Below are 20189 nucleotides of genomic sequence, written 5' to 3'. Positions count from 1 at the left end.
GATAAGGTGAGAACGTTAGCATAGAAGGAGAGACATAATCGATGTATAAAGGTTACTTAATTGACTTAGACGGTACAATGTATCGCGGAGAAGAACAAATTGAAGAAGCGAGCGACTTCGTCAAAGCGTTAGGAGAGCGCGGCATTCCGTATTTATTCGTTACGAATAACTCAACTCGTAAACCAGAACAAGTGGCAGAAAAACTTGTTCGTTTCGATATTCCAGCGAAAGCAGAGCAAGTATTCACAACGAGTATGGCAACAGCAAACTTCATTTATGAACGTAAACAAGACGCAACTGTATATATGATTGGTGAAGAAGGTTTACACGATGCGCTTGTGGAAAAAGGATTTGAACTTGTAGATGAAAATCCTGATTTCGTTGTTGTTGGTTTAGATCGTGACATCACATATGAAAAATTAGCAAAAGCTTGTCTTGCTGTGCGTAACGGCGCAACGTTTATTTCTACAAATGGTGACATTGCCATTCCGACTGAGCGCGGATTATTACCAGGTAACGGTTCATTAACATCAGTTGTAGCAGTATCAACAGGTGTGGATCCAATCTTTATCGGAAAACCAGAATCAATCATTATGGAACAAGCCTTGAAAGTGCTTGGCATAGAAAAGAATGAAGCATTAATGGTTGGGGATAACTACGACACAGACATTTTAGCAGGAATAAATGCTGGCATGCATACGCTTCTTGTCCACACTGGAGTTACAACTGTGGAGAAGTTAACAGAATACGAAGTTCAACCGACGCAAGTTGTGCATAACTTGACGGAGTGGATTGAGAAGATGTAATGAAGAAAGCTGTTCCAAACGTTGGAGCAGCTTTTTTTCTAATATTTGCGGGTAGCCCGATTGGTGTGGGCTAATATTCAGTTGTAATTAGTGTCGTTTTTTGTCGATAAGTCGATATATTTAGAAAATCGCCGATATAATTTGAGTTGCGCTGATATATTTAGAAAATCGCTGATATAATGTTATTTAAAACGCACGATTCACAACATCTTTAACCTCTTCAAGATATTGTTTACGCACACTGTCATCCACAGAAGGAACACTCGTATAGAATGTATGCTCAATTGTTTCAATACCTGTAAATTCAAAGATACCAACATCTGTTGTTTTCTTCATTGCTTCAAACATACCGCCTGCTGTGTATGCCTCTTTTGTATTTCCCATTGTAGATAATAATAAGCCTTTTTTACCACTTAATAACTTCTCAATCCCATTTTCACCGTAAGCATAAGCGAAGCCGTGGCTAAATACACGGTCAACGTATCCTTTTAAAATAGCAGGAAGTCCCGCCCACCAAACTGGATAAATGAATGTAATGCTATCAGCCCAAGAGATATGCTCTTGCTCTTCTTTAATATCTTCTGGTGTGTTTCCTTGAGAAAATGAGATGAAATCGGAAGCGCCTAATACTGGATTGAAGTTTAACTCGTATAGATCGCGAACGCGTACTTCATGACCTTTTTCTTCTAATTCACTTTTTACCGTTTCTAAAATCGCATGGTTGAAGCTTTCTGTATTTGGGTGTGCATAAACGATTACATGTTTCATTGTTCTTCCTCCTATTTGTGGATATGTGAATGGTTTCACTGTAACCATTATTGTTACTTCTTTTGCGAAAGTCAAGTAATACATATGTATAAAAAGACGCCTCAAATCGTCTTTCTACACTCCGCTCATACAAAGAACAAAGAAAACAAATAAAATGATGACAATACCAATGCCGAAGTTAAATACGAGAGTACTATCCATATTATGTAACCTCCTAATTTGAAAGTAAAAAGCACTCTAGACAAGAGTGCTTTTTTATTTTGAGTCTACTTAAAAACTTTGAAAAAAGGACTCATGCATGTAAAGAGTTATATCATTTTATGTGTTTATGCTTTGAAATGAGTAAGTCCTTGTAAGGTATAGAAAAAAAGACACTCTGTCGAGTGTCTTTCAAGATGACAAAATGTGCCAATTGCTTGAGTTTGATAAGGCGCTAATATCCGTTTTAACGCCTTTTCTTTGATCAAGAAGTGTAGCAACAGCGATTCGAATAAATTGTACCATTTGTTCCATGGGCGTGCGTATGCAATTGTGCATATTTCAATTATGAGGTAGGTGATGAACTGTGAATGATTTGAAGTGATTTACTTACGATTTCTTCTGCGGCATATATGCCGATTGCATCTGTTTTTACAATATGGGGTTGTAAATGATTATATGTTGCCCCTAATTCACCATGAAGTGGTGCGAAGGCATAGTTCGCCTTTTCAAGCATGCATAAATCAAGTAAAGAATCCCCAGCTGTAATAATAGTATCCATTTGTAGTATTTCTTGTATATATTGCACGGCGTCCCATTTGTTAATTGGTTTTGGTACAAAGTATAGTTTCCTACCTTGAAGTGAATGATTCCAGCCCTGTTTGTCTAACCAGGAAGTGAAGGATGATAATTCATCATAAGGAATGTTCTCTCGTTTAATGATGCAATAGTGGAATAAATCATCAGCCGTTTTTTGTGATATAACCCAATCTTTATGAGCGATTTGTTCAAATTCCTTTAGTATATCGTTCCTCTCTATACATTCTACTGAAATTCTTTTTTTTATTTCTTTGTTCCAAGTAACATCTTGCTTACCGTTATGAAGGATATTACCGCCGTTACTTGTAATGGCATATTCAGGAATGATTTCATTTTGGAATAAAGTAATACGTTGAAATTGTTCAATCGTTCTTGTTGTAACTGGGATAAAATATGAATGCAGTTGCAATTTTATTAGTAGTGTAATGGTTTTATATGTTATGAAAGAAATTTCTTTTCCATCTAAAGTTTCAATGAGCTGAATTGAATTATCTTCTATATGAGCACGAAATGATTTACGGGAATAAATAAGTGTCTGATCAAGATCACTGGCGAAAATCATATCGTATTCCCCCTAAGAGGCTTAATGAGTCCGCAACATGAATAAGTCATATTCTCATATATTTCAACAGGGACATTCTTTTCTTTAGCAAGAAGTAAAATATGCTTTAAATCAGGAGTGTCTTGCTTTCGTATTAAAATTTTCCACGGTATTCTCCGGAGTAATACGCGAGTTGTTTCACCGACTCCTGGTTTAATTAGATTAATATCATCAATTTCAAAGTGAGTTTGGATAGATTGTATATCTTTTAATCCTTGCCAAGATGGATCGGTGTATGTTGAAGCAATATAATGTAATTGATTATCTATATGAGAATGAACAGAAGGGAATAAATCTGTTATCTCATCGATAAAGAAATTTGATAAATCTTCTTGTTCTAGCTCTTTATAATATTTAACACCATGAAAATCATTTGGGCCAATATAGGTGTCATTTAGTACAGTGCGGCTAATTAGTCCAGAGACGGTCGCATTTAAGCAAGCACTAGGGATAAGAAAATCTTCGCGTGTACCGTAAATTGAAGTACAGTAACCGGGATCAGCAAGTACAGCCATACAATGAGAAAGGTGTGTATTATTTCTCTCGTTAAATGTATGTACTGCCTGTTCCAATTCCTTTTTTATTGCACCCTTTCCAGTCCAGCCATCAATGAATTGAATTGTTTCTGTAGAATGATGTTCTAAAATATAGTGAAGTGCATTTTCATCGATGCCGCGTCCACGAATAATAGAAATACAATAGTGAGGTACATCAAGGTTATATTGATAGCGTATGTAGCGTTTTATAAGAATACCAATAGGTGTACCAGCACGCGCTAATGAGACGAGGACGAGATTCGTTCCTTTAGTCTGTATAATTTGTTCAGCGACAACTCCGACAGCGATGGCTAGTTTGTGTTTGTAATGTTGCAGGGAAGAAAAGAATAAATCCATATATGCTTTAGATGGTTTATATTCCGTTGGTAACATTTCAGAATAATGTATGCCAGCTTGAATGGCTTGTTCTCTCGTTTCTGTGGAACTTTCTTTCATTAAATCGCTAATATCTTTTAATAGAAAAATAGCATCATTTGGATCGTAACTACTAATATGGGAATTTACCTTTACCATAATTATCAACCTTCCTTTTCTATGCTATTTGAAAATGAGACGATATGAATACAAGGAATAACTGTTTGTAACTGCTGTAGAAGAGGCGATAAGGCTTCTTCTCCTACATCACGTTCCATAAACACAAATACTTCATCGTAATCATGAGATGAAATATTATAAAAGTAATTTGTAATAGTAGAATCTTCGGGACTTGGATATGAGAAATGATTATGAATGGCGTAGTTCACATCATTTGAAACAGGGTGGATAGGGCTTCGTGTTGTAGATTGATATAAAATATTTTCACCCATTTCAGCAGCAATTTTCATTGGAATATACATAAACTCACCCGTTCCGAGGCAGAGTGTTCGTTTTCCAATTCTTTTTCTTTGTAACATTTTTCCTGCTTCTTGAGCAAAAGAATGAATGTGCTTTTGTTCATATGATGAAATGCCAAAGCGTCCAGTATATTTTATATAATTTGATGTATAGGATAATGCCGGACAAATAATCGTATGTTTTTTGAAATAAGGTTTTGTTTCTTCAATATGAGTATCTGTTTTTGTAATATTCAATGGCTGGCCAGTTGTGTGAATACGGCCTTCTAATAAAGAAATAACATGAATTTTTATTTGAAGTTCTTCTTCTAGTTGTTTAAATTGTCTTCTATTAGTATTAGAACGCCAGTCTAATAACGAAGCGATGGTATACTCTTCTCGTGGAAATTGCTGTTGAATGGATCTGATAATATTTAGTGCGGTTTTTCCAGTTGTCATCTCATCATCTACGAGAATGATCGGATTGTTGTTTTGAAAAAAGCTCTTATCGACATAACAACGGTGTGAGGTTGCATGGGAATGTTCTTCCTCAAATGTAATGACAGATTCGAGATTGGGTATCGATTCCCTAGTTGTATGTACATACTTTGCATTTTGAAAGCATTGAAACATAGAATGGCCAAGTGCTGTTGCTGTTTCAGCGAATCCGATAAATAACACTTCTTCTTGTAAGGGATATTGATAATGAAATATTTCTTCTGGAATTTCATCAACTTCTAATGAAATAAGATTTAAAACTTCTTTTTGAAATGGATGAAAAGTATTATGTAGTATTTCCATATATCTTGCAGCGAGAGCAAATCCACTTGCTAGAGAGACTGCAGGTTTAATAGGAAGATGCTTTCCAAGAATTGTACTTACAAATAAAAAACTCCGCTTCTTATTGATTCTCGCAGCCATTTGAAAAAGATTGTCTAATTCTAAGTTATATGGATTATCACGTACTTCTACATGAACCTTTATATTATTCAAAACGTTATACGTGTTGTTTTGCGTTTGTAATAAGGAGATCGGTGAATTGTTTGTTTTCATGTAGCACCCCGTAAATATTAGATTTTAAAATGGTTTTGCGAGCCCAGTTATAATGGGGCTTTACTTCATTCATTTTGTTAGCAAAACTGCTTTTTAGCACTCCGTTATATGTATTTGCATGTTGTAAAATTGACCTTGCGTCTAAATAATCTTCTATTGTAACAATGTGCATTGCTTGTACAACTTTAATATGAGATGGGTGAATGACTGTCTTTCCGATTAATCCATTTGCATGGTCAAGCGATACCTCTTGAATGAGCCCTTCTTCGTAATCATTAGAAAAATATTCCCATACACATCCTGAAATAACATATCCATTTGTTGCTCTGGAGAAAATATTAATAATGTCGGAAATACAATCACGAACAACAGTAATATGATAGATAGGGGTGTATTTATTACGCCGAATACCAAATATGCTTGAAAAATCAGTAGCACCAATGCGTACATTTAAGATGTAATCACGATAGGAATCTAGTAGATCTTTTATTTGTAACAATGATTCTACACGTGTTTCTCTATACATAATTTCTGGTGATTCTAAAATCGGCATTCCATAAAGGGATAATGAATATAGCTTGTTTATATAGGCAAGCTGATCGATATAAGACTTTCCATTAACGGGTGTGAATTTTGGAAAGACAAAACCACATAAGCAATGAACCGCACTACCTAATTCAGTAACAATTGTCCTCATTTGACTTGGCTGTCGAACTCTAATAAAAAGAAGGGGGATGTCTGCTTGATTTAGTATGTTAGCACTGACCAAGTTGGCGATTTGCTGTATTTGAAAGACGATATTTTGCTCTGCAAACTTTACTTCCTTATCGCTGATAGAGTCTTCTAGACAAAAAATAATCGAGGTAGCTTCCACATGTTTTTTTCTAATTATATCTTCCGCGATCGTTTCTTTCGTGCCAGGAGTATATAGTGTAGCACCTAATGCGTACGCTAATTGCTCTTTCTCTATATTTTTTGAAAAACTAAGAGGTTCTTTATAGAAAAAATTTTGACGTTCTTCTAAGGAGAGATAAGAAAAATAATTCAAATTGTCACCACCTTATTTCAAATAATTCTGTTTAATCGTAACATAATAAGAAAAATCTTCCATAAAAATAAAGCGAGAAATTAAAAAAACATATTGAGAAAGATGAATTATAAGATGAGTATCGAATATTGTTAGTAGAAATATAATAGGGGGAAGAGAAAGTGGAAATACATGAGCTGACGGTAGAAGAAGCAAATGAGATAAATACGTGGACGTACGAAGAACCCTATAATTTATATAGTTTTTCAGGCGAGAAAGAAGTAATAGAGGAATTATTAGATGGGACGTATTATGGCTGTTGTGACGATAAGGGAGAGTTTATCGGCTATTTTTGTTTTGGGGAAAATGCACAAGTGCCAGGGGGAAGAGATGCTCATTTATATGGTGGAGAAGATGTAATTGATATCGGACTTGGCATGAAGCCGGCGTTAACAGGGAAAGGGCTGGGGAAAATGTTTTTTCAAGCTGGGATAGCCTTTGCTGTTAAAGAATTTAAGCTGAAAACGTTTCGACTTAGTGTAGCGACATTTAATACAAGAGCGATTGCGCTTTATAAAAACATAGGTTTTCAGCAAGGCCCTATTTTTTTGAGCCGAGGAAGAGAATTTATGCTCATGGAATACGAAAGACCGTCAGTATAACACTGACGGTCTTTCATATTTTACTCCGAATGCTCAGCTCTGTGCGCTAAGCGGCTTGAAGCGGCAGCAGCGATTCCGCCAACGATATCATCAAGGAATGTATGCACCTTTCCAGTTGATTTATCATTTAAGTATTCTAAAATACCAGGTTTTAATTTATCGATATATCCAAAGTTCGTGAAACCGATAGAACCGTACACGTTAACGATAGAAAGTGCGATCACTTCATCAATTCCGTATAAGCCTTCATCACGTTTTACGATATCTTGTAACGGCTCACTTAACATTCCTTTTTCAGCAAGGACATCGAGTTCGATACCAGTAATTAGTGCATTCTGTACTTCGCGTTTTGATAATACACGCTCAACGTTATAACGGCATTCTGACATCTCTAAATTTGGATGATATTTTTTTTGAAGAAAATGAACAAGCTCAGCAATATCATCAATTGTTACACCGCGTTCTTGTAATAGTTGCAATGCTCTTTCTTGTAGTTGATTTGATTCTTTCATGTTTATCACCTTTTTTTCTTTTTAGTATTTGTATACGTTTCGTTGCTTTATCATGTGCATAGGAATGAAAGGCGAGCACAAGCTCATATATATAAAGAAAAACCATAGGTGGCGACTGCGATGATTCATCATATTTATGAGCATTATCATATGCATGTTAAAGAATTAATCCCCCTTGGCCCCTATAAAAGCTTTTGGATTCGCAACAAAATTTATGTACTTGTTCCAATTGGAGAGATGGAGGAAGAAGTACTTGTAGAGATGAAAAAGCTCAGTGATTATATGAACCAGCAAGGGGATATAACTGTAGCGACTTTCGTTCCGACTATACACGGCTACTATGTAAGTGAGATAGAAGAACAAAATTACTGCTTATTAAAAGGTATGCGCGCGTTAGAACGACATGCTATGTCATTAGGAAGTGAGCTTTCCATATTCCATAAACGAGGTGCATTCTTTCCAGAAGAAATTGAGCAACTAAGCCGCATTGGTGAATGGAAAGCGTTATGGGAAAAAAGGCTCGATCAGTTAGAAAAGTTTTGGCAGTCACAAGTGATGAACCACCCTACAGACGTATTCGATCAATTGTTTATTGAATCCTTCCCGTATTACTTAGGAGTTGCGGAAAATGCCATTCAATACGTTGTTGATACAGAGATGGATGATACGCCGCAACTAACGGATGCAGCAACAATTTGCCAAGAACGATTCACACCTTTATTATGGCATCAAACGAAGCGTCTCAAACTCCCTTTTGATTGGGTGTATGATCACCCAACTCGAGATATAGCAGAATTAATCCGCTATATGATAATTGAAAAAAAGAAAGACTGGGAGCAAACAATCGTTCAATTTGTTACAGATTATGAACGGAACTATTCGCTATCCTCATTTGGGTGGCGCCTATTATTTGCAAGGCTTCTGTTCCCGCTTCACTATTTTGAAACAGTCGAACGATATTACCAAACTGGAAACGAAGAACAAAAAAGCATATATAGAGATCGCTTAGAAGCCATTTTACACGATGTGAACCGCTCTGAGCAATTTATGAAACATTTTTATGGCTCACTTCGTTTACCAGTTGATAAGCTCGGGATTAGAAAATTAGATTGGCTGTCTTAAAAATATAAAAAAGAGACCGATTGAGGTCTCTTTTTTATATACCACAATTATATGTAATACATTACGCCCCTACCTGTTGATCTGCACATATATTTAAAATGAATTGATGTTGTTCGATTTTTTCATTTACTTTACTCAATAATTCTTGCTGGATTTCTTTAAATAAAAATTGATAGCTCGCATTCCATGTCGGTATAACGGATGAAAGGTCCAATAAATACTCTTTTTTCCTTTCTAGTTCTTGAATTGTTAAAAACGTGTTCCCCATTTTTGGCATGTGTCGTCCCCCTATGTTTTTTACTTTATATGTGTGAACGATTCACTATATAGTATCAATTATCGCATTTTTTGAGAAGGATTTCCAATTTTGTTTTATGATGTTAACGGATAAATGTGATTTGTATAAAAAAAGGAGACCAAATTTGGTCTCCTTTTAGTAAGTGGCTTTGAACGAGCCGCTTTCGCTTTTAATTAAAATACTTGTTCTACTTCGATAACGCCTGGTACTTCTTCAAGTAATGCGCGTTCGATACCAGCTTTTAGTGTGATTGTAGAACTTGGGCAGCTTCCGCATGCACCCATAAGGCGTAATTTTACGATACCTTCTTCAATGTCTACTAATTCAACGTCTCCGCCATCGCGAAGTAAGAATGGACGTAATTTATCTAATACTTCTAGTACTTGTTCTTGCATATGTGGGTTTTCCATTTTTATCGACTCCTTTCATCAGTTTTATTATAATCAAGATAGAGGGGAAAATCTATTTTTTCTGTTCTTGTTTTATTGCCGAAATTTTTTATCATGTTTACAACGTGTTTTTTCAGTATAGGGGTATGGAATGAGTTTGTAAAATGATGTGCTTATGTAATAAGGTATCTGAATATACTGTTAGAACAAGAAGTGGGGGAGAAGAAATGGTTAATGTGCAAGTGTATGGGACGAAAGTAATTTGTGCGAGCTGCGTTGGAATGCCATCTTCAACAGAAACGTTTGAGTGGTTACAAGCGGCGATTGGTCGTAAATATGAAGGACAAGAAAATAAATTTAATTTCGAGTATATTGATTTTCAAGAAGAACAAGAAGATGAAGAGAAAAAAGCATTCGCAGAGCGCGTAGTGGAGGAAGATTTATTTTATCCGGTCGTTCTTGTAAATGGAGAAATTGTTGGAGAAGGAAATCCTCGTTTGAAGGATGTTTACGAAGAAATCGAGAAATATTTATAAAGCAGGAAGCCTTTGCGAATTTGCAAAGGCTTTTTTTATTGGAGGGATAGATGTGGAGAATGTAGTGAAGCATGCGTTACCGAAAGAAGTAGAGCAGTTGATGGAGCAGTACATAGGAGGACTGAAAGAAATTTTTTTAGATGAAAAAATAGTCGGGGTATATATTTACGGATCCATCGCACTCGGTGCATTTCATGCAGAAACGAGCGATGTTGATTTTGTCACGGTAATAAGTGATCCCGTGAATGAAGCTGAAAAACAGCAACTTGTAGAACTTCATAAGAAACTTAGTGATAGTACGTTAGGGAAAAGAATGGATGGTATGTATATTCCGCTTGCTGATTTAGGGAAATACAATGATGAAATGAATGAGTACGTGTATTGTGCAGATGGTAAGGCGAATATAGGACATTGGGATATTAATGCAGTCACATGGTGGACATTGAAAAATCAAGGTATTACAGTTATCGGGAAAGAAGCGGAAGACCTTTCGTTTCAAATAGGGTGGGGTGATGTAGTCAATACGATGAAATACAACGTAGAACGATACTGGAGTGAAAAAGCGAAGCAGCCATATTTATTTTTTATAGAAGAGTGGGTAGAATCAGCTGTCGTTACGATGGGCCGCATTTTATATACTCTAGATCATAAAACAATCGTTTCAAAAGATAGAGGATTGCAATACTTGTCAGAACGTTCAGGGGAAGAATGGGAGATTTTATTAAAAGAAGTAGCAAGAATACGGCAGAATCCAAAAGAAAAGCGAATGCTCTCAAGGTGGAGAAGGGCAGATATGACGAAGAGGTACTTACTGCATTTAATTGAAACATGCAGAGAGAAATGGTAGGGAAGAAAATGGACAATACAGTTGAATGTATTGTCTTTTTTTACGTTTAATTTGGTATATAATGGTTTAAAAGGTTTAATTATACTGGAGGGGATATAATGGACACGGAATTAGTTACATATAAAGAAAAGAATGTACAAATGAGTATGCTCGAAGTAATCAGTATGATAGTAATTATTTTTGGGGTAATGTATGGAATTGGTTATTTGAACTTTTTATATGAATTCTCATTATATCCGTGGTATGTAAATCATCTCATTTCACCCTTCACGTTTTGTATGATTATTGTAATGTATGCACCGGCAAGAAATTACTGTGTGCATTTACTAAAATCAATACAATTCAATAACTCAAAACATTATGTAACAATAATAATGACGATGATCGTACTGCTTATATATCTTGCGGTATTAAATTTAGTTTTACCACATGGGCTTCGTGTGGGTGAATCTAATATAGTAATAGAGCCTACTAAAAATGAAATCATTTTATATGTAGTTGTACTCACGATTTTCGCACCGATTTGGGAAGAGCTTGTATTCCGAGGTATGCTTTTTATGAAATTATCTCAGCGTTTCTCTACACTTAGTAGTGCCGTTATAAGTGCTTTCATATTTACTTTAGGTCATCCCCTTACAGTAGGGAGTGTTTTATATATTTTGGGTATAGGGATAAGTTTAGCCTACACCTATAAGAAAACAAACAATTTACTCGTTCCAATTGGAATTCATGTATTAAACAATGTATTTTTTATATTAGTAAATTTTCAACTGTAAAAAAGACGCCTTTTTGAAAGGGCGTCTTTCGTATTATGTAGAGGAAAGATAATAGAAACAATATGTGTGTGAAGGAAGACGATGAGTAAATATAAATTACATATAGATAGAGAACAATTATGGAAAGGCTGCATCTTAAATTCGATTGCAAATGCAATTTCTGTAGCACATGATCCTGATCTCTCACATGAAAGTTCATGGGATGGATGTAACTATAGTATGCAAGATAGTCAAGGCGGAAGAGGGACAATTACGTTTCATCCGGATTATACGATCGTATGTCTTCAAGATGTGAATAGTGAGAGAATTGATGAGTGGATTGATGCGAAAAATTATTTTGAAGGGGCACCTTCGGAAGTAATAGATATTGCGAAAGAAGAAGCACTTCAATATGTATTAGAAGAAGTAGAAGGTGAAACAGTTCCTTTTATTACAACTGCCATTTTGGATTGAGGATAGCGGTGCGTATTCAATTGATTCATTTGAAGAGATGGAAGAGCACGGCGGATTCTTATTAGAAATTCCATTACTTGATAAGGAATCAGCGATGGAAAGATTGGAAGAAGAGTATGAGCTAACAGAGGAACAAATAGAGCTTTTACAAATCGTGTATGAGAGAAAAATCCAAAGTGAAAATGAGGAAATTATATTGTCTAAAGATGAGGTAGCGATGATTGGAACAGATGATAGTGAAGGACTGAAAGTTAGTAAAGAGTCGTTTGAAGAAATGAATACTACTTGGGCGTTGTAGGGGGAAGGGATATAAAAGTGTGATAAAGCACTAGCAGAAAGCACAATGTGAAGTTACATTGCGTTTTCTACTAGTTTTTTCATATACATGTCAACTTCGTGAAAGAATACGAGCTCTTTTTCCTCGGTACTCAGATGTACAGCACATTGCAAATATTGCTGTAAGTAGTGATTAGCTTGCTCGTACTGTTTTAAATTGTAGAAAGAGAAACAAGTAAGAAGCAAAAACGCTTTTTCCTGTAATATTGGAACGACGGCTAGTACCGGAGTAACGGAATGTATATTTGTTTTTACTAAATTCTCATAAGATGCCCACACTTGAAACCAGTCGAAAATAGTAGAAAGATAATTCAGAATGTCGATAGTTTCATGTGAAACATTATGCAATAACTGGTTCTGTTTCATATGTATAGGCTCTATTCTCGTTCGCAGAATGCAATCGAATATTGAGATGTTTTCTTTAATTAGTAATTGGTCCGTGATAAGCTGCGGGAGACCGATAGGATGAACTCCTATATGTATATAGAAGTCATCTCCAAATTGACTTTTTTGTATGTTAATGAGTTTATAAAATCCGTTTTCAGCTTTGCAAAATGTATGTCTTTTTTTCTTAAATCCAAGCGGTTTTAAAGCAGCATGTAAACTTGCAATGGAATTTTGTACCGCTTTAGAATAAGGCTTACTCTTCGTCATATTCATATGTAGTTAAGTTTTGTAAGAAACTTTCAAAGTTAGGTGCTAATTCAATTATTTGCTCAACTTCATTATCAATAAATATAACTGGAGGATTTTCAGCTACATTTCGATAGTCTAATGCAATCCACGTATGCCCGTCCCCCGATAAAAGTACGAGATTCTCAGGCATTTCCCATTCCTGAATGAAATAATGACTCTCTAAAATACTAGATTCATTTTCATCAAAAGAAATGCCATATAAGCCAGAAACATTAACGTGATCGTCTGCCCAAGAATTTGGCTCTGAAGTAGGGTGAGCATCAAGGCGCAGTGTTCCTCCATTTTGTTCTTTTAGAAGGTTTATGTATGATTCCGGAAGCTTTACGTTCAGTACTTCTTCTGCTTTTTTGATTAGTTCGTCGTTAATGGGTGCTAGTTTTAAATAATCATCTTCTGTCCAAATTGTAGTCTTCATATTGGATCACCTCAAATAATAGTTTTAAGAATCTTATGTCATATATTATAGTTAGTTTGAATAACGAGCAATAGAGGGAGGAAATAATGAAAAAGTTTCAAATCGAACTAAATAAACTGCCGACAGAAAATGCCGGAGAAATAGTAATTAGTATAGATGAGAGAATTGTGTTGCAAGAAAAAACAGACATAATCGACCCGATTTGTCAGTTGTTTGACGCATGGGGTGAATGTTTTAAAGATGATGGTGCTGTGATTTTTTTAGATGGATATGAAAAAAAGGTAGAGTTTAAGAAGAAGGATGGGGACTTTCTCATTATTAATCAAAGAGGAAAAAAGTTAGCTAGTGTTGATAGCGAGCAATTTTTACGAGCAATCTTTTCGTTTCTTAAAAAGGAGATAGAGCAGATTTACATAAGTGGAGTTGATTCTTTCCGAATAAAAGATGCGTATCATAGAATTTTAGAAATTGAGCCATTTCTTTCTGAACTTGTAAATGGAAATAACGCAATTATGTACCGAACATATCATTCTACAAGTGGTAAGTATGAATTAAACTGGAATTATTTAAAGGGGATAGAGGTTGACCCGATATTTACTCCGGTACTATCTCATAATGAGAAGAGTATCTTTTATGTGGAGGAAAACAACCACGAAATTCGTAAACTCGATAGTGAAACGAAAGAAGAGGTTTGGCAGTGTCATCTTCCACTAGTAGAAGATTGTAATTGCATAACTGTGAATGATGTCACAATTATTTGGCATGCGAATAGATTTGGAGAAAATATTGCGAAATTGTACGCTATTTCATCAAGTTCTGGGGAGTTTCTATGGAATTTAGAAATAGAAGGGCATATTATACAAGATGTAAAAACTACGAGGGAAGAATTACCACGTTTATTAGTTATTACACAGGAAGGCTACAATGTTTTATTAGAGCTTGAAAGTGGAGTGAAAGTATGGGAAAAGAATGTCCGAGTTGGAGGAGAGAAGTTGCAGTGCCATTTTGGCTCAGATTACTATGTGTTAGCAGGAAATCCTTTGGATGAAGATGCGGAAGTTGATGCATATAGTAACGTTGCAATTGCCATTCAATTATTAGATGCTTCTACACGATGGAAACAAATGATGGAAGATTGTAATCCAAATGAACCAGTTACTTTAACTAATGAACATTTTATATGTGTAGCAATAGATTTATTACAAAAGTGGGAATATGGAAAAGAAGGTTGTAACTTAATTTTTGAAAAAGCCTTTGATGAGGTACAGTACTCTTACATTGCATCACAGGAATCAAAAATATTATTAACAAGAACTGAGTATGATTATGAAGAGGTAAGTAAACAAATACAATGTTATGACCATAAGAGCGCTCAAAAGTTATATGAAGTAAATATGCCTTTTGAAATTGAATTGCCTCCATTTCTTATCGGAGAGATGATGGTATTGTCCTTAGGAGAAGGAAGAATTTGTGGTATTAATATTCAAACAGGTAAAGTGATTTGGAACAATACGACTCTACATGATATTACAGAGGTTCTGTTATATAAAGATCGAGAAATTTATATTGCAACTTCAAATTTAGAATTGATAATACTTGATGCTGCATGTGGCGAGGTAAAAGATATAATTAAACTGCCTAAAAATGTTGTAGCAATAGATTTTATTGTATCAATTGAGGAAGTTAATAATGCATTATTCATTAGTTGCGTAAGTGGAAATATGTTTGAAATAGTAGAAAGCTAATTTGTGAGTTCTCTTAAATCGAGATGTTTGTTTTAAAATAGTAGTATATATTCACTAAAAAAGATGTATAAAATGATTTTGATGCATCCTTTTTAGTGAATATATAAAATAATTAACTTAGTGTATTAAAGATATCATTCATAAGTATTCTAATATATTTAAAAGTAAAATGGAATAAGAAACGGATAATTGTCGGAATATATTCGGTTTCCGTTCATTTTTATGAAATATATGTACTTTTTGTTAGATTCCTTCTTTTTATTTCTATAAAATACACGTATGTAGATATGAGAAAAGGATGATATAAGTGAAGGACACTGTTTTACAAGAAAAAATTTCTCCGCAAGAGTTGCATAAAGTTGTTCAAAAGAATACAGCTTATTATGACTTTAAGTGGGGCAAAATAGAAAATCCAGCGCAAGGAAATACGTGGAATTGGGTAGCCTTTTTCTTCCCAACTTTTTGGTTAGCTTATCGTAAAATGTATAAGTTGTTTATTATACTTACGTTATTAGCGGTACCTACTTTCATTGTAGCTACTTTTATTGATATACCAATGTGGATAGATTTTATCATATACGCTGGAACGATGCTGTTTATTGGATGGCAAGGAAATCGATTGTATTATAAGCATGTTATCCGTATTTTACATAAAGTAGAAGATGTACCTGAGTATAAGAAAGAGTATTATTTACAATCAAAAGGCGGCGCTCATATCGGGCTTATGATTGGTTTGCAAGCGATAGTATTTGTATTGTTTGCAGGTGCTAGCTTTGGTTTATCGTATGTACCAACTGAACCTAATATTAAAAATGTTGTTCGCCTAAGTCTTGAAGGAGAGGCTTTAGAGTCTATTACAGATAAGTCAAATTGGAAGTATGTAAAGAAAGAAAAGGATTATGACGTAGTAGAATTTACTGGTTATGATTATGAAGAAAAGAAAAATGTAAAAATTAAATTCGCTGTATACTTAAATGATGATTATTTTGAATGGCAAGAAGTGTATGTAAATAATAAAAAGTTAAGTGAAGAAGAAGTAGAAGAATATCAAATGTACGTTGAAGAAAATATGTGGTTTTTCTAGAGGGAAACTCGTCCATTTTGAAAAGAAGAATCTTGTGAGGGTTCTTCTTTTTTATTGTAAAACACCATACGAATTGAAATTTTGTAAAATACAATAAAAAATGAGAATTACAGGTAGGCTTGTCAATAACGTGAGACTATGGCACTATAAAGAAATGCTGTACAAATTTTATTTATCGAGATGTAAACATCAATTTTGATTTTTACGTATAAATAATGAACGGAGGAAATGAATTTATGGCTACTTTACCAAATTGTCCAAAATGTAATTCAGAATATACGTATGAGGATGGCGTTCTTTTCGTATGTCCAGAATGTGCTCATGAGTGGGGCCAAGAAGCAGAAGCTGAAAATAATGATGGTGCAAAAGTTGTAAAAGATGCGAACGGAAACGTTCTTCAAGACGGCGATGCTGTTACTGTCATTAAAGATTTAAAAGTAAAAGGAACTTCTTCAGTTGTGAAGATCGGTACGAAAGTAAAGAGCATCCGTCTAGTTGATGGTGATCACGATATTGATTGCAAAATCGACGGTTTCGGAGCTATGAAGTTAAAATCACAATTCGTTAAGAAGGCGTAAGTAACAAGAGGAGGCGACTAGCCTCCTTTTTTATTGTCATTTTTTGTCGGTAAGTCGATATTCCTTGTCGAATCGTCGATATATTTCAAAAATCGTTGATATATTTTGAGTTATGATAGATATATTCGAAAAATCGTCGATATAATTTCACTCACCGAGAAAGGTGCATCATTTACCGAGCAAAAAGCTAGATTACCGTCCGCCATAGTCAATCTCCTTCAACTGACACCGCTTATTAAAGAAAGTTTTATATCCAAGCTGCAAGAAGATAATAACAGCAAAAGCGGTACTTCCTGAAATACCGAGTATAATTGCGATTTGATATTGAATGGCTGTAAATGGTGATACACCAGATAAGATTTGACCGGTCATCATGCCCGGTAAGCTTATAATTCCCATTCCGAACATAGAATTGATTGTTGGTAAAATAGCGGAGTCAAAAGCGTCGCGTATGAGCGGAGCAGCGGCTTCTTTCGGTGTGGCACCGAGCATAAGTGCCCCCTCGAGTTGACCTCTTTGCGATTTCATATTGTTTAAGAACGTATTTGCACCGAGAGAAACACCTGTCATCGCATTCCCAACTAACATTCCGGTAATCGGAACGATATATTGCGGGGCGTACCACGGATCATGTCCGATAATAACAAAGATAAATAGTAGAAGTGGCCCAATTGATCCGGCTACCATGGAAAGGGCGGCTACTCGTTTTAATTCTTTAGACATTGGGATATTCACTCGTTTATAAATATTAAAAATTGCAAAGGTAGTAATAGAAGTAATGAGAGCAATTGTATAAAATGGATTACTATTTTCAAATACGTATGTAAGGACATAGGCAACGAGTACGAGCTGAATCGTCATACGGAACGTTGCGAGCGCGATTTGTTTTTCGCGAGGTATCCCTTTTAATTTCACGAGCCCGATTAAAATAAGAATAAAAATATATGCAGCGGCAAGTTGCCAAATTTGGAGTTCAATCACGCCCTTCAACTGAGAGCACTTCCTTTCTAGTTGCACCGTTTGCTTTACTAATCTCAATAATATCGTCTGCAATTTCTTCTGGAAGCTGTTGTGAGTGCGTGATGAAGATGACTGTTTTTTTCTTTTCTTTTGCTAGCATAGTGAATTGCTTCATAACGCGTCGTTCTGTATCGCTATCTAACGCCGAAGTTGGTTCATCTAATAAATAGACAGGTGGATTCATAAGTACGATACGTGCAAAAGCAAGTCGTTGTTTTTCGCCACCTGATAATGAATCAGCGTTGTCTTCTAAATTTTTTTCCAAGCTAACAGTCGTTAATGCACTTCGCAAGGCAGCATCATTTGGAAATGGTTTTTCAGAAAGACGAAGTCCCATTAATAGATTGTTTTTAATGGTTCCATCGAAAATAGGTGGCGTTTGCCCAAGCATGACTACGTCACGTCGTAATTGAATAGGGGGATAGTCAGAAATCAATTTTCCGTTATATTCAATTGTTCCAGATGTTGGAGATTGTAGATCATTTAACATACGGAGCAATGTGCTTTTTCCACTCCCACTCTCGCCGATAATACATGTGATTTTTTCTTTTTGAATCTGTAAATAAGGAATGTGCAGTATATCTTTATATGTAACGTCTTTTAATATAAACATAGATGGCTCCTTTCTGATTCTAGTTCTATCGTATCAAAAAAGAGAAGGTAACGGTTATAAAGAGCAACGTTTTTTCTTCGTCTTGATTTCTATTAATAAGTTAAGTAAACGATCTAATTCTTGGCTGAAAGAAATTACTTTATGATGAGTGAATCCGTACTTTTCAACGAGATAGATCAATTCTTTCTTCTTCGCTTCTATGCGATCATTTAATTTTGTTACGTTCATAAGTGAAATGAAATGCCTCCTGTAAAAGTATTTACAACACAAAAAATAAGACCGAATGAATTCGGCCTTAAAGGAAATAAAACAACTTATCAATAGCATACACTGTTTATTGGTAGTTTTTAATATGAAAATGAAAAATAAATCATGATTCATATTGAGAAAGATGTGTCTGATAATTATATTTTAACGAATAAGAGGCTGCCTAATTAGGAGACAGCCTGTAAAGTATTAACCGTTATGATATTTGTACATCCAGAGGATACCGGATTTTAGTAACCTTGGTACACGTCCCATTAATGGTTGGTTTGCTAGCAAACCAAAGCCATGCTTCTTACCAAGAGAGCCGAGAACACCTTTTAATTTAATGACAGGTAGTTCGTCAGGAAGTGGTTCATTATTCCAACGTTTTAATAATATTTGGACAATTTGTTCCCCTTGACCTTCAGCAAGTTGTGCAGATGGTGCGTGTGGAAGTGCTGCACAATCTCCTACAACATATACGTGCTCGTTATTTGGAATATTGTGATATTTTGTTAAAACAGCCCGTCCGCTACCATCTTGTTCAACTGGAAGGTTTCGAACAACTTCATTTGCTTGAATACCAGCTGTCCAGACGATTGCATCACATTCAAGTGGTTCATCGTGGTTGTACACAATATTTGGCTCTACTTTTGTAATGTTAGAGTTTCGTATAATAGTAACTTTATGTTTTACGAACCATTCTTCTACATATCTACTTAATTTCTCTGGATATGGGAATAGAATTCTATCTTTTCGATCAAATAAGTAGATTTTTAAATCAGAACGACTCTCGCGAAGTTCACTTGCAACTTCAACGCCACTTAATCCAGCGCCAACGACAGCTACTGTTGCATTTGGTTCTAGACTATTTAATTGTTCATATGTCTTACGTGTTTGTTCAATCGATTGTAGGCTATGTGTATATTCCTTCGCCCCAGGAACGTTATGGTATTTATCCTCACAGCCAAGTCCAATAATTAAATCATCATATTGGATCGCTTCGCCGCCATCGAGATGAACAGCTTTTTCTTCGAGATCAATATTTGTTACTGTGCCGTATTGAATATTGAGGCGTGGGTGTTCAGGAAACGGTATACGAATATGCGTTTCTGAAATAGTACCCGCAACTAATGCATAATATTCAGTTTTGAAGCAATGATATGGTACTTTGTCGATTAATGTCACTTGTACATCATCTGGAAGTTGGTTGCTTGGAAGTAGCCGCTGCAGAATTCTCATTCCACCGTAGCCGCCACCTAATATTACGAGGTGTTTCATGATGGATTACCCCTTTTCTGTTGAAATATCCCCTAATCATAAAATTTTATATTAATAAAATATTTTGACTTTACTCAATCAAATTATATCGAATTTGTGAACAAATAACAATGCATGAATGAATACTCTGTTGTACAATAAGAAGAAAAGTAGAGTAA

General features: G+C 35.3%; 23 protein-coding genes and 1 pseudogene. 10 read left to right on the top strand and 14 right to left on the bottom strand.

Features of this window, described 5'->3' with window-relative positions; translation table 11 throughout:
* Positions 1–41 precede the first annotated feature (41 nt).
* Positions 42–806, top strand: coding sequence for a TIGR01457 family HAD-type hydrolase (locus PDK19_RS19610; RefSeq protein WP_000276467.1), 765 nt, complete (start codon positions 42–44; stop codon positions 804–806).
* Positions 807–992: 186 nt separating this feature from the next.
* Here the strand turns inward: PDK19_RS19610 and PDK19_RS19605 are convergent, their stop codons facing one another.
* The 5 genes from PDK19_RS19605 to PDK19_RS19585 form a co-directional block, all read right to left on the bottom strand.
* Positions 993–1574: an NAD(P)H-dependent oxidoreductase gene (locus PDK19_RS19605; RefSeq protein ID WP_270707877.1), complete on the bottom strand. Its 582-nt coding sequence runs from the start codon at positions 1572–1574 to the stop codon at positions 993–995.
* Positions 1575–2118: 544 nt separating this feature from the next.
* The gene (locus PDK19_RS19600; RefSeq protein WP_000575371.1) at positions 2119–2934 is read right to left on the bottom strand and encodes an HAD family hydrolase; all 816 of its coding nucleotides are present in this window, start codon (positions 2932–2934) and stop codon (positions 2119–2121) included.
* Positions 2931–4043 carry a cysteine protease StiP family protein gene (locus tag PDK19_RS19595; RefSeq protein ID WP_270707875.1) on the bottom strand — a complete coding sequence of 371 codons (1113 nt, stop codon included), beginning with the start codon at positions 4041–4043 and terminating at the stop codon, positions 2931–2933. Before PDK19_RS19595 ends, PDK19_RS19600 begins: the two co-directional genes overlap by 4 nt.
* 5 nt (positions 4044–4048) lie before the next feature.
* Complete coding sequence (locus PDK19_RS19590) at positions 4049–5395, bottom strand: phosphoribosyltransferase family protein (RefSeq protein WP_270707873.1); 1347 nt, start codon at positions 5393–5395, stop codon at positions 4049–4051.
* Complete coding sequence (locus tag PDK19_RS19585) at positions 5340–6443, bottom strand: HpcH/HpaI aldolase/citrate lyase family protein (protein WP_270707872.1); 1104 nt, start codon at positions 6441–6443, stop codon at positions 5340–5342. The genes PDK19_RS19590 and PDK19_RS19585 overlap by 56 nt, the downstream gene beginning before the upstream one ends.
* A 161-nt stretch (positions 6444–6604) precedes the next feature.
* Here PDK19_RS19585 and PDK19_RS19580 point away from each other — a divergent pair, with 161 nt between their 5' ends.
* Positions 6605–7084, top strand: a complete 480-nt coding sequence (locus tag PDK19_RS19580) for a GNAT family N-acetyltransferase (RefSeq protein ID WP_270707870.1) — start codon at positions 6605–6607, stop codon at positions 7082–7084.
* 20 nt (positions 7085–7104) lie between these two features.
* Here the strand turns inward: PDK19_RS19580 and PDK19_RS19575 are convergent, their stop codons facing one another.
* Positions 7105–7596, bottom strand: a complete 492-nt coding sequence (locus tag PDK19_RS19575) for a phosphatidylglycerophosphatase A family protein (protein ID WP_000665103.1) — start codon at positions 7594–7596, stop codon at positions 7105–7107.
* Between the two features lie 120 nt (positions 7597–7716).
* Between PDK19_RS19575 and yutH the strand changes: the two genes are divergently transcribed.
* The gene (yutH, locus tag PDK19_RS19570) at positions 7717–8718 is read left to right on the top strand and encodes a spore coat putative kinase YutH (RefSeq protein ID WP_000581269.1); all 1002 of its coding nucleotides are present in this window, start codon (positions 7717–7719) and stop codon (positions 8716–8718) included.
* A gap of 61 nt (positions 8719–8779) precedes the next feature.
* Here the strand turns inward: yutH and PDK19_RS19565 are convergent, their stop codons facing one another.
* The gene (locus tag PDK19_RS19565) at positions 8780–8995 is read right to left on the bottom strand and encodes a hypothetical protein (protein ID WP_014893439.1); all 216 of its coding nucleotides are present in this window, start codon (positions 8993–8995) and stop codon (positions 8780–8782) included.
* A 194-nt stretch (positions 8996–9189) separates the two neighbouring features.
* The gene (locus PDK19_RS19560) at positions 9190–9426 is read right to left on the bottom strand and encodes a NifU family protein (RefSeq protein WP_000431159.1); all 237 of its coding nucleotides are present in this window, start codon (positions 9424–9426) and stop codon (positions 9190–9192) included.
* Between the two features lie 206 nt (positions 9427–9632).
* On the opposite strand from PDK19_RS19560, the gene PDK19_RS19555 reads away from it, so the two are divergent.
* The 4 genes and pseudogenes from PDK19_RS19555 to PDK19_RS19540 all read left to right on the top strand — a co-directional run bounded on the left by PDK19_RS19555 (position 9633) and on the right by PDK19_RS19540 (position 12315).
* A complete protein-coding gene (locus PDK19_RS19555) occupies positions 9633–9941 on the top strand; it encodes a DUF1462 family protein (protein WP_000248594.1) in 309 nt (102 codons plus the stop codon).
* 52 nt (positions 9942–9993) lie between these two features.
* Positions 9994–10788 carry a nucleotidyltransferase domain-containing protein gene (locus PDK19_RS19550; protein WP_270707869.1) on the top strand — a complete coding sequence of 265 codons (795 nt, stop codon included), beginning with the start codon at positions 9994–9996 and terminating at the stop codon, positions 10786–10788.
* Positions 10789–10886: 98 nt separating this feature from the next.
* Positions 10887–11564: a CPBP family intramembrane glutamic endopeptidase gene (locus PDK19_RS19545; protein WP_270707868.1), complete on the top strand. Its 678-nt coding sequence runs from the start codon at positions 10887–10889 to the stop codon at positions 11562–11564.
* Positions 11565–11645: 81 nt separating this feature from the next.
* Positions 11646–12315, top strand: a pseudogene (locus tag PDK19_RS19540) (hypothetical protein).
* A 53-nt stretch (positions 12316–12368) separates the two neighbouring features.
* Here the strand turns inward: PDK19_RS19540 and PDK19_RS19535 are convergent.
* Together PDK19_RS19535 and PDK19_RS19530 are read right to left on the bottom strand one after the other, a co-directional pair.
* Positions 12369–13007, bottom strand: coding sequence for a DUF4304 domain-containing protein (locus PDK19_RS19535; protein ID WP_140383328.1), 639 nt, complete (start codon positions 13005–13007; stop codon positions 12369–12371).
* Positions 12994–13464, bottom strand: coding sequence for an SMI1/KNR4 family protein (locus tag PDK19_RS19530; RefSeq protein ID WP_002028779.1), 471 nt, complete (start codon positions 13462–13464; stop codon positions 12994–12996). The genes PDK19_RS19535 and PDK19_RS19530 overlap by 14 nt, the downstream gene beginning before the upstream one ends.
* Positions 13465–13550: 86 nt before the next feature.
* On the opposite strand from PDK19_RS19530, the gene PDK19_RS19525 reads away from it, so the two are divergent.
* The 3 genes from PDK19_RS19525 to phnA all read left to right on the top strand — a co-directional run bounded on the left by PDK19_RS19525 (position 13551) and on the right by phnA (position 16871).
* Positions 13551–15209: an outer membrane protein assembly factor BamB family protein gene (locus PDK19_RS19525; protein ID WP_270707867.1), complete on the top strand. Its 1659-nt coding sequence runs from the start codon at positions 13551–13553 to the stop codon at positions 15207–15209.
* Positions 15210–15516: 307 nt separating this feature from the next.
* Complete coding sequence (locus tag PDK19_RS19520) at positions 15517–16293, top strand: DUF2628 domain-containing protein (RefSeq protein ID WP_000655762.1); 777 nt, start codon at positions 15517–15519, stop codon at positions 16291–16293.
* Between the two features lie 236 nt (positions 16294–16529).
* Positions 16530–16871, top strand: coding sequence for an alkylphosphonate utilization operon protein PhnA (phnA, locus tag PDK19_RS19515; RefSeq protein ID WP_000212737.1), 342 nt, complete (start codon positions 16530–16532; stop codon positions 16869–16871).
* Between the two features lie 192 nt (positions 16872–17063).
* On the opposite strand, the gene PDK19_RS19510 is transcribed toward phnA, so the two are convergent.
* The 4 genes from PDK19_RS19510 to PDK19_RS19495 all read right to left on the bottom strand — a co-directional run bounded on the left by PDK19_RS19510 (position 17064) and on the right by PDK19_RS19495 (position 20031).
* The gene (locus PDK19_RS19510; RefSeq protein ID WP_270707864.1) at positions 17064–17861 is read right to left on the bottom strand and encodes an ABC transporter permease; all 798 of its coding nucleotides are present in this window, start codon (positions 17859–17861) and stop codon (positions 17064–17066) included.
* The gene (locus PDK19_RS19505) at positions 17845–18504 is read right to left on the bottom strand and encodes an ABC transporter ATP-binding protein (protein ID WP_270707863.1); all 660 of its coding nucleotides are present in this window, start codon (positions 18502–18504) and stop codon (positions 17845–17847) included. The genes PDK19_RS19510 and PDK19_RS19505 overlap by 17 nt, the downstream gene beginning before the upstream one ends.
* Before the next feature lie 54 nt (positions 18505–18558).
* Positions 18559–18732: an aspartyl-phosphate phosphatase Spo0E family protein gene (locus tag PDK19_RS19500; protein WP_001103328.1), complete on the bottom strand. Its 174-nt coding sequence runs from the start codon at positions 18730–18732 to the stop codon at positions 18559–18561.
* A gap of 228 nt (positions 18733–18960) precedes the next feature.
* Positions 18961–20031: an NAD(P)/FAD-dependent oxidoreductase gene (locus PDK19_RS19495; RefSeq protein ID WP_270707861.1), complete on the bottom strand. Its 1071-nt coding sequence runs from the start codon at positions 20029–20031 to the stop codon at positions 18961–18963.
* Between the last annotated feature and the right edge of the window lie 158 nt (positions 20032–20189).

The organism is Bacillus cereus group sp. BcHK124 (assembly GCF_027712065.1).
Lineage (GTDB): Bacteria > Bacillota > Bacilli > Bacillales > Bacillaceae_G > Bacillus_A > Bacillus_A pacificus.
Note: the sequence above shows the minus strand (reverse complement) of the source record. Positions and strands in the feature narration are given on the sequence as shown.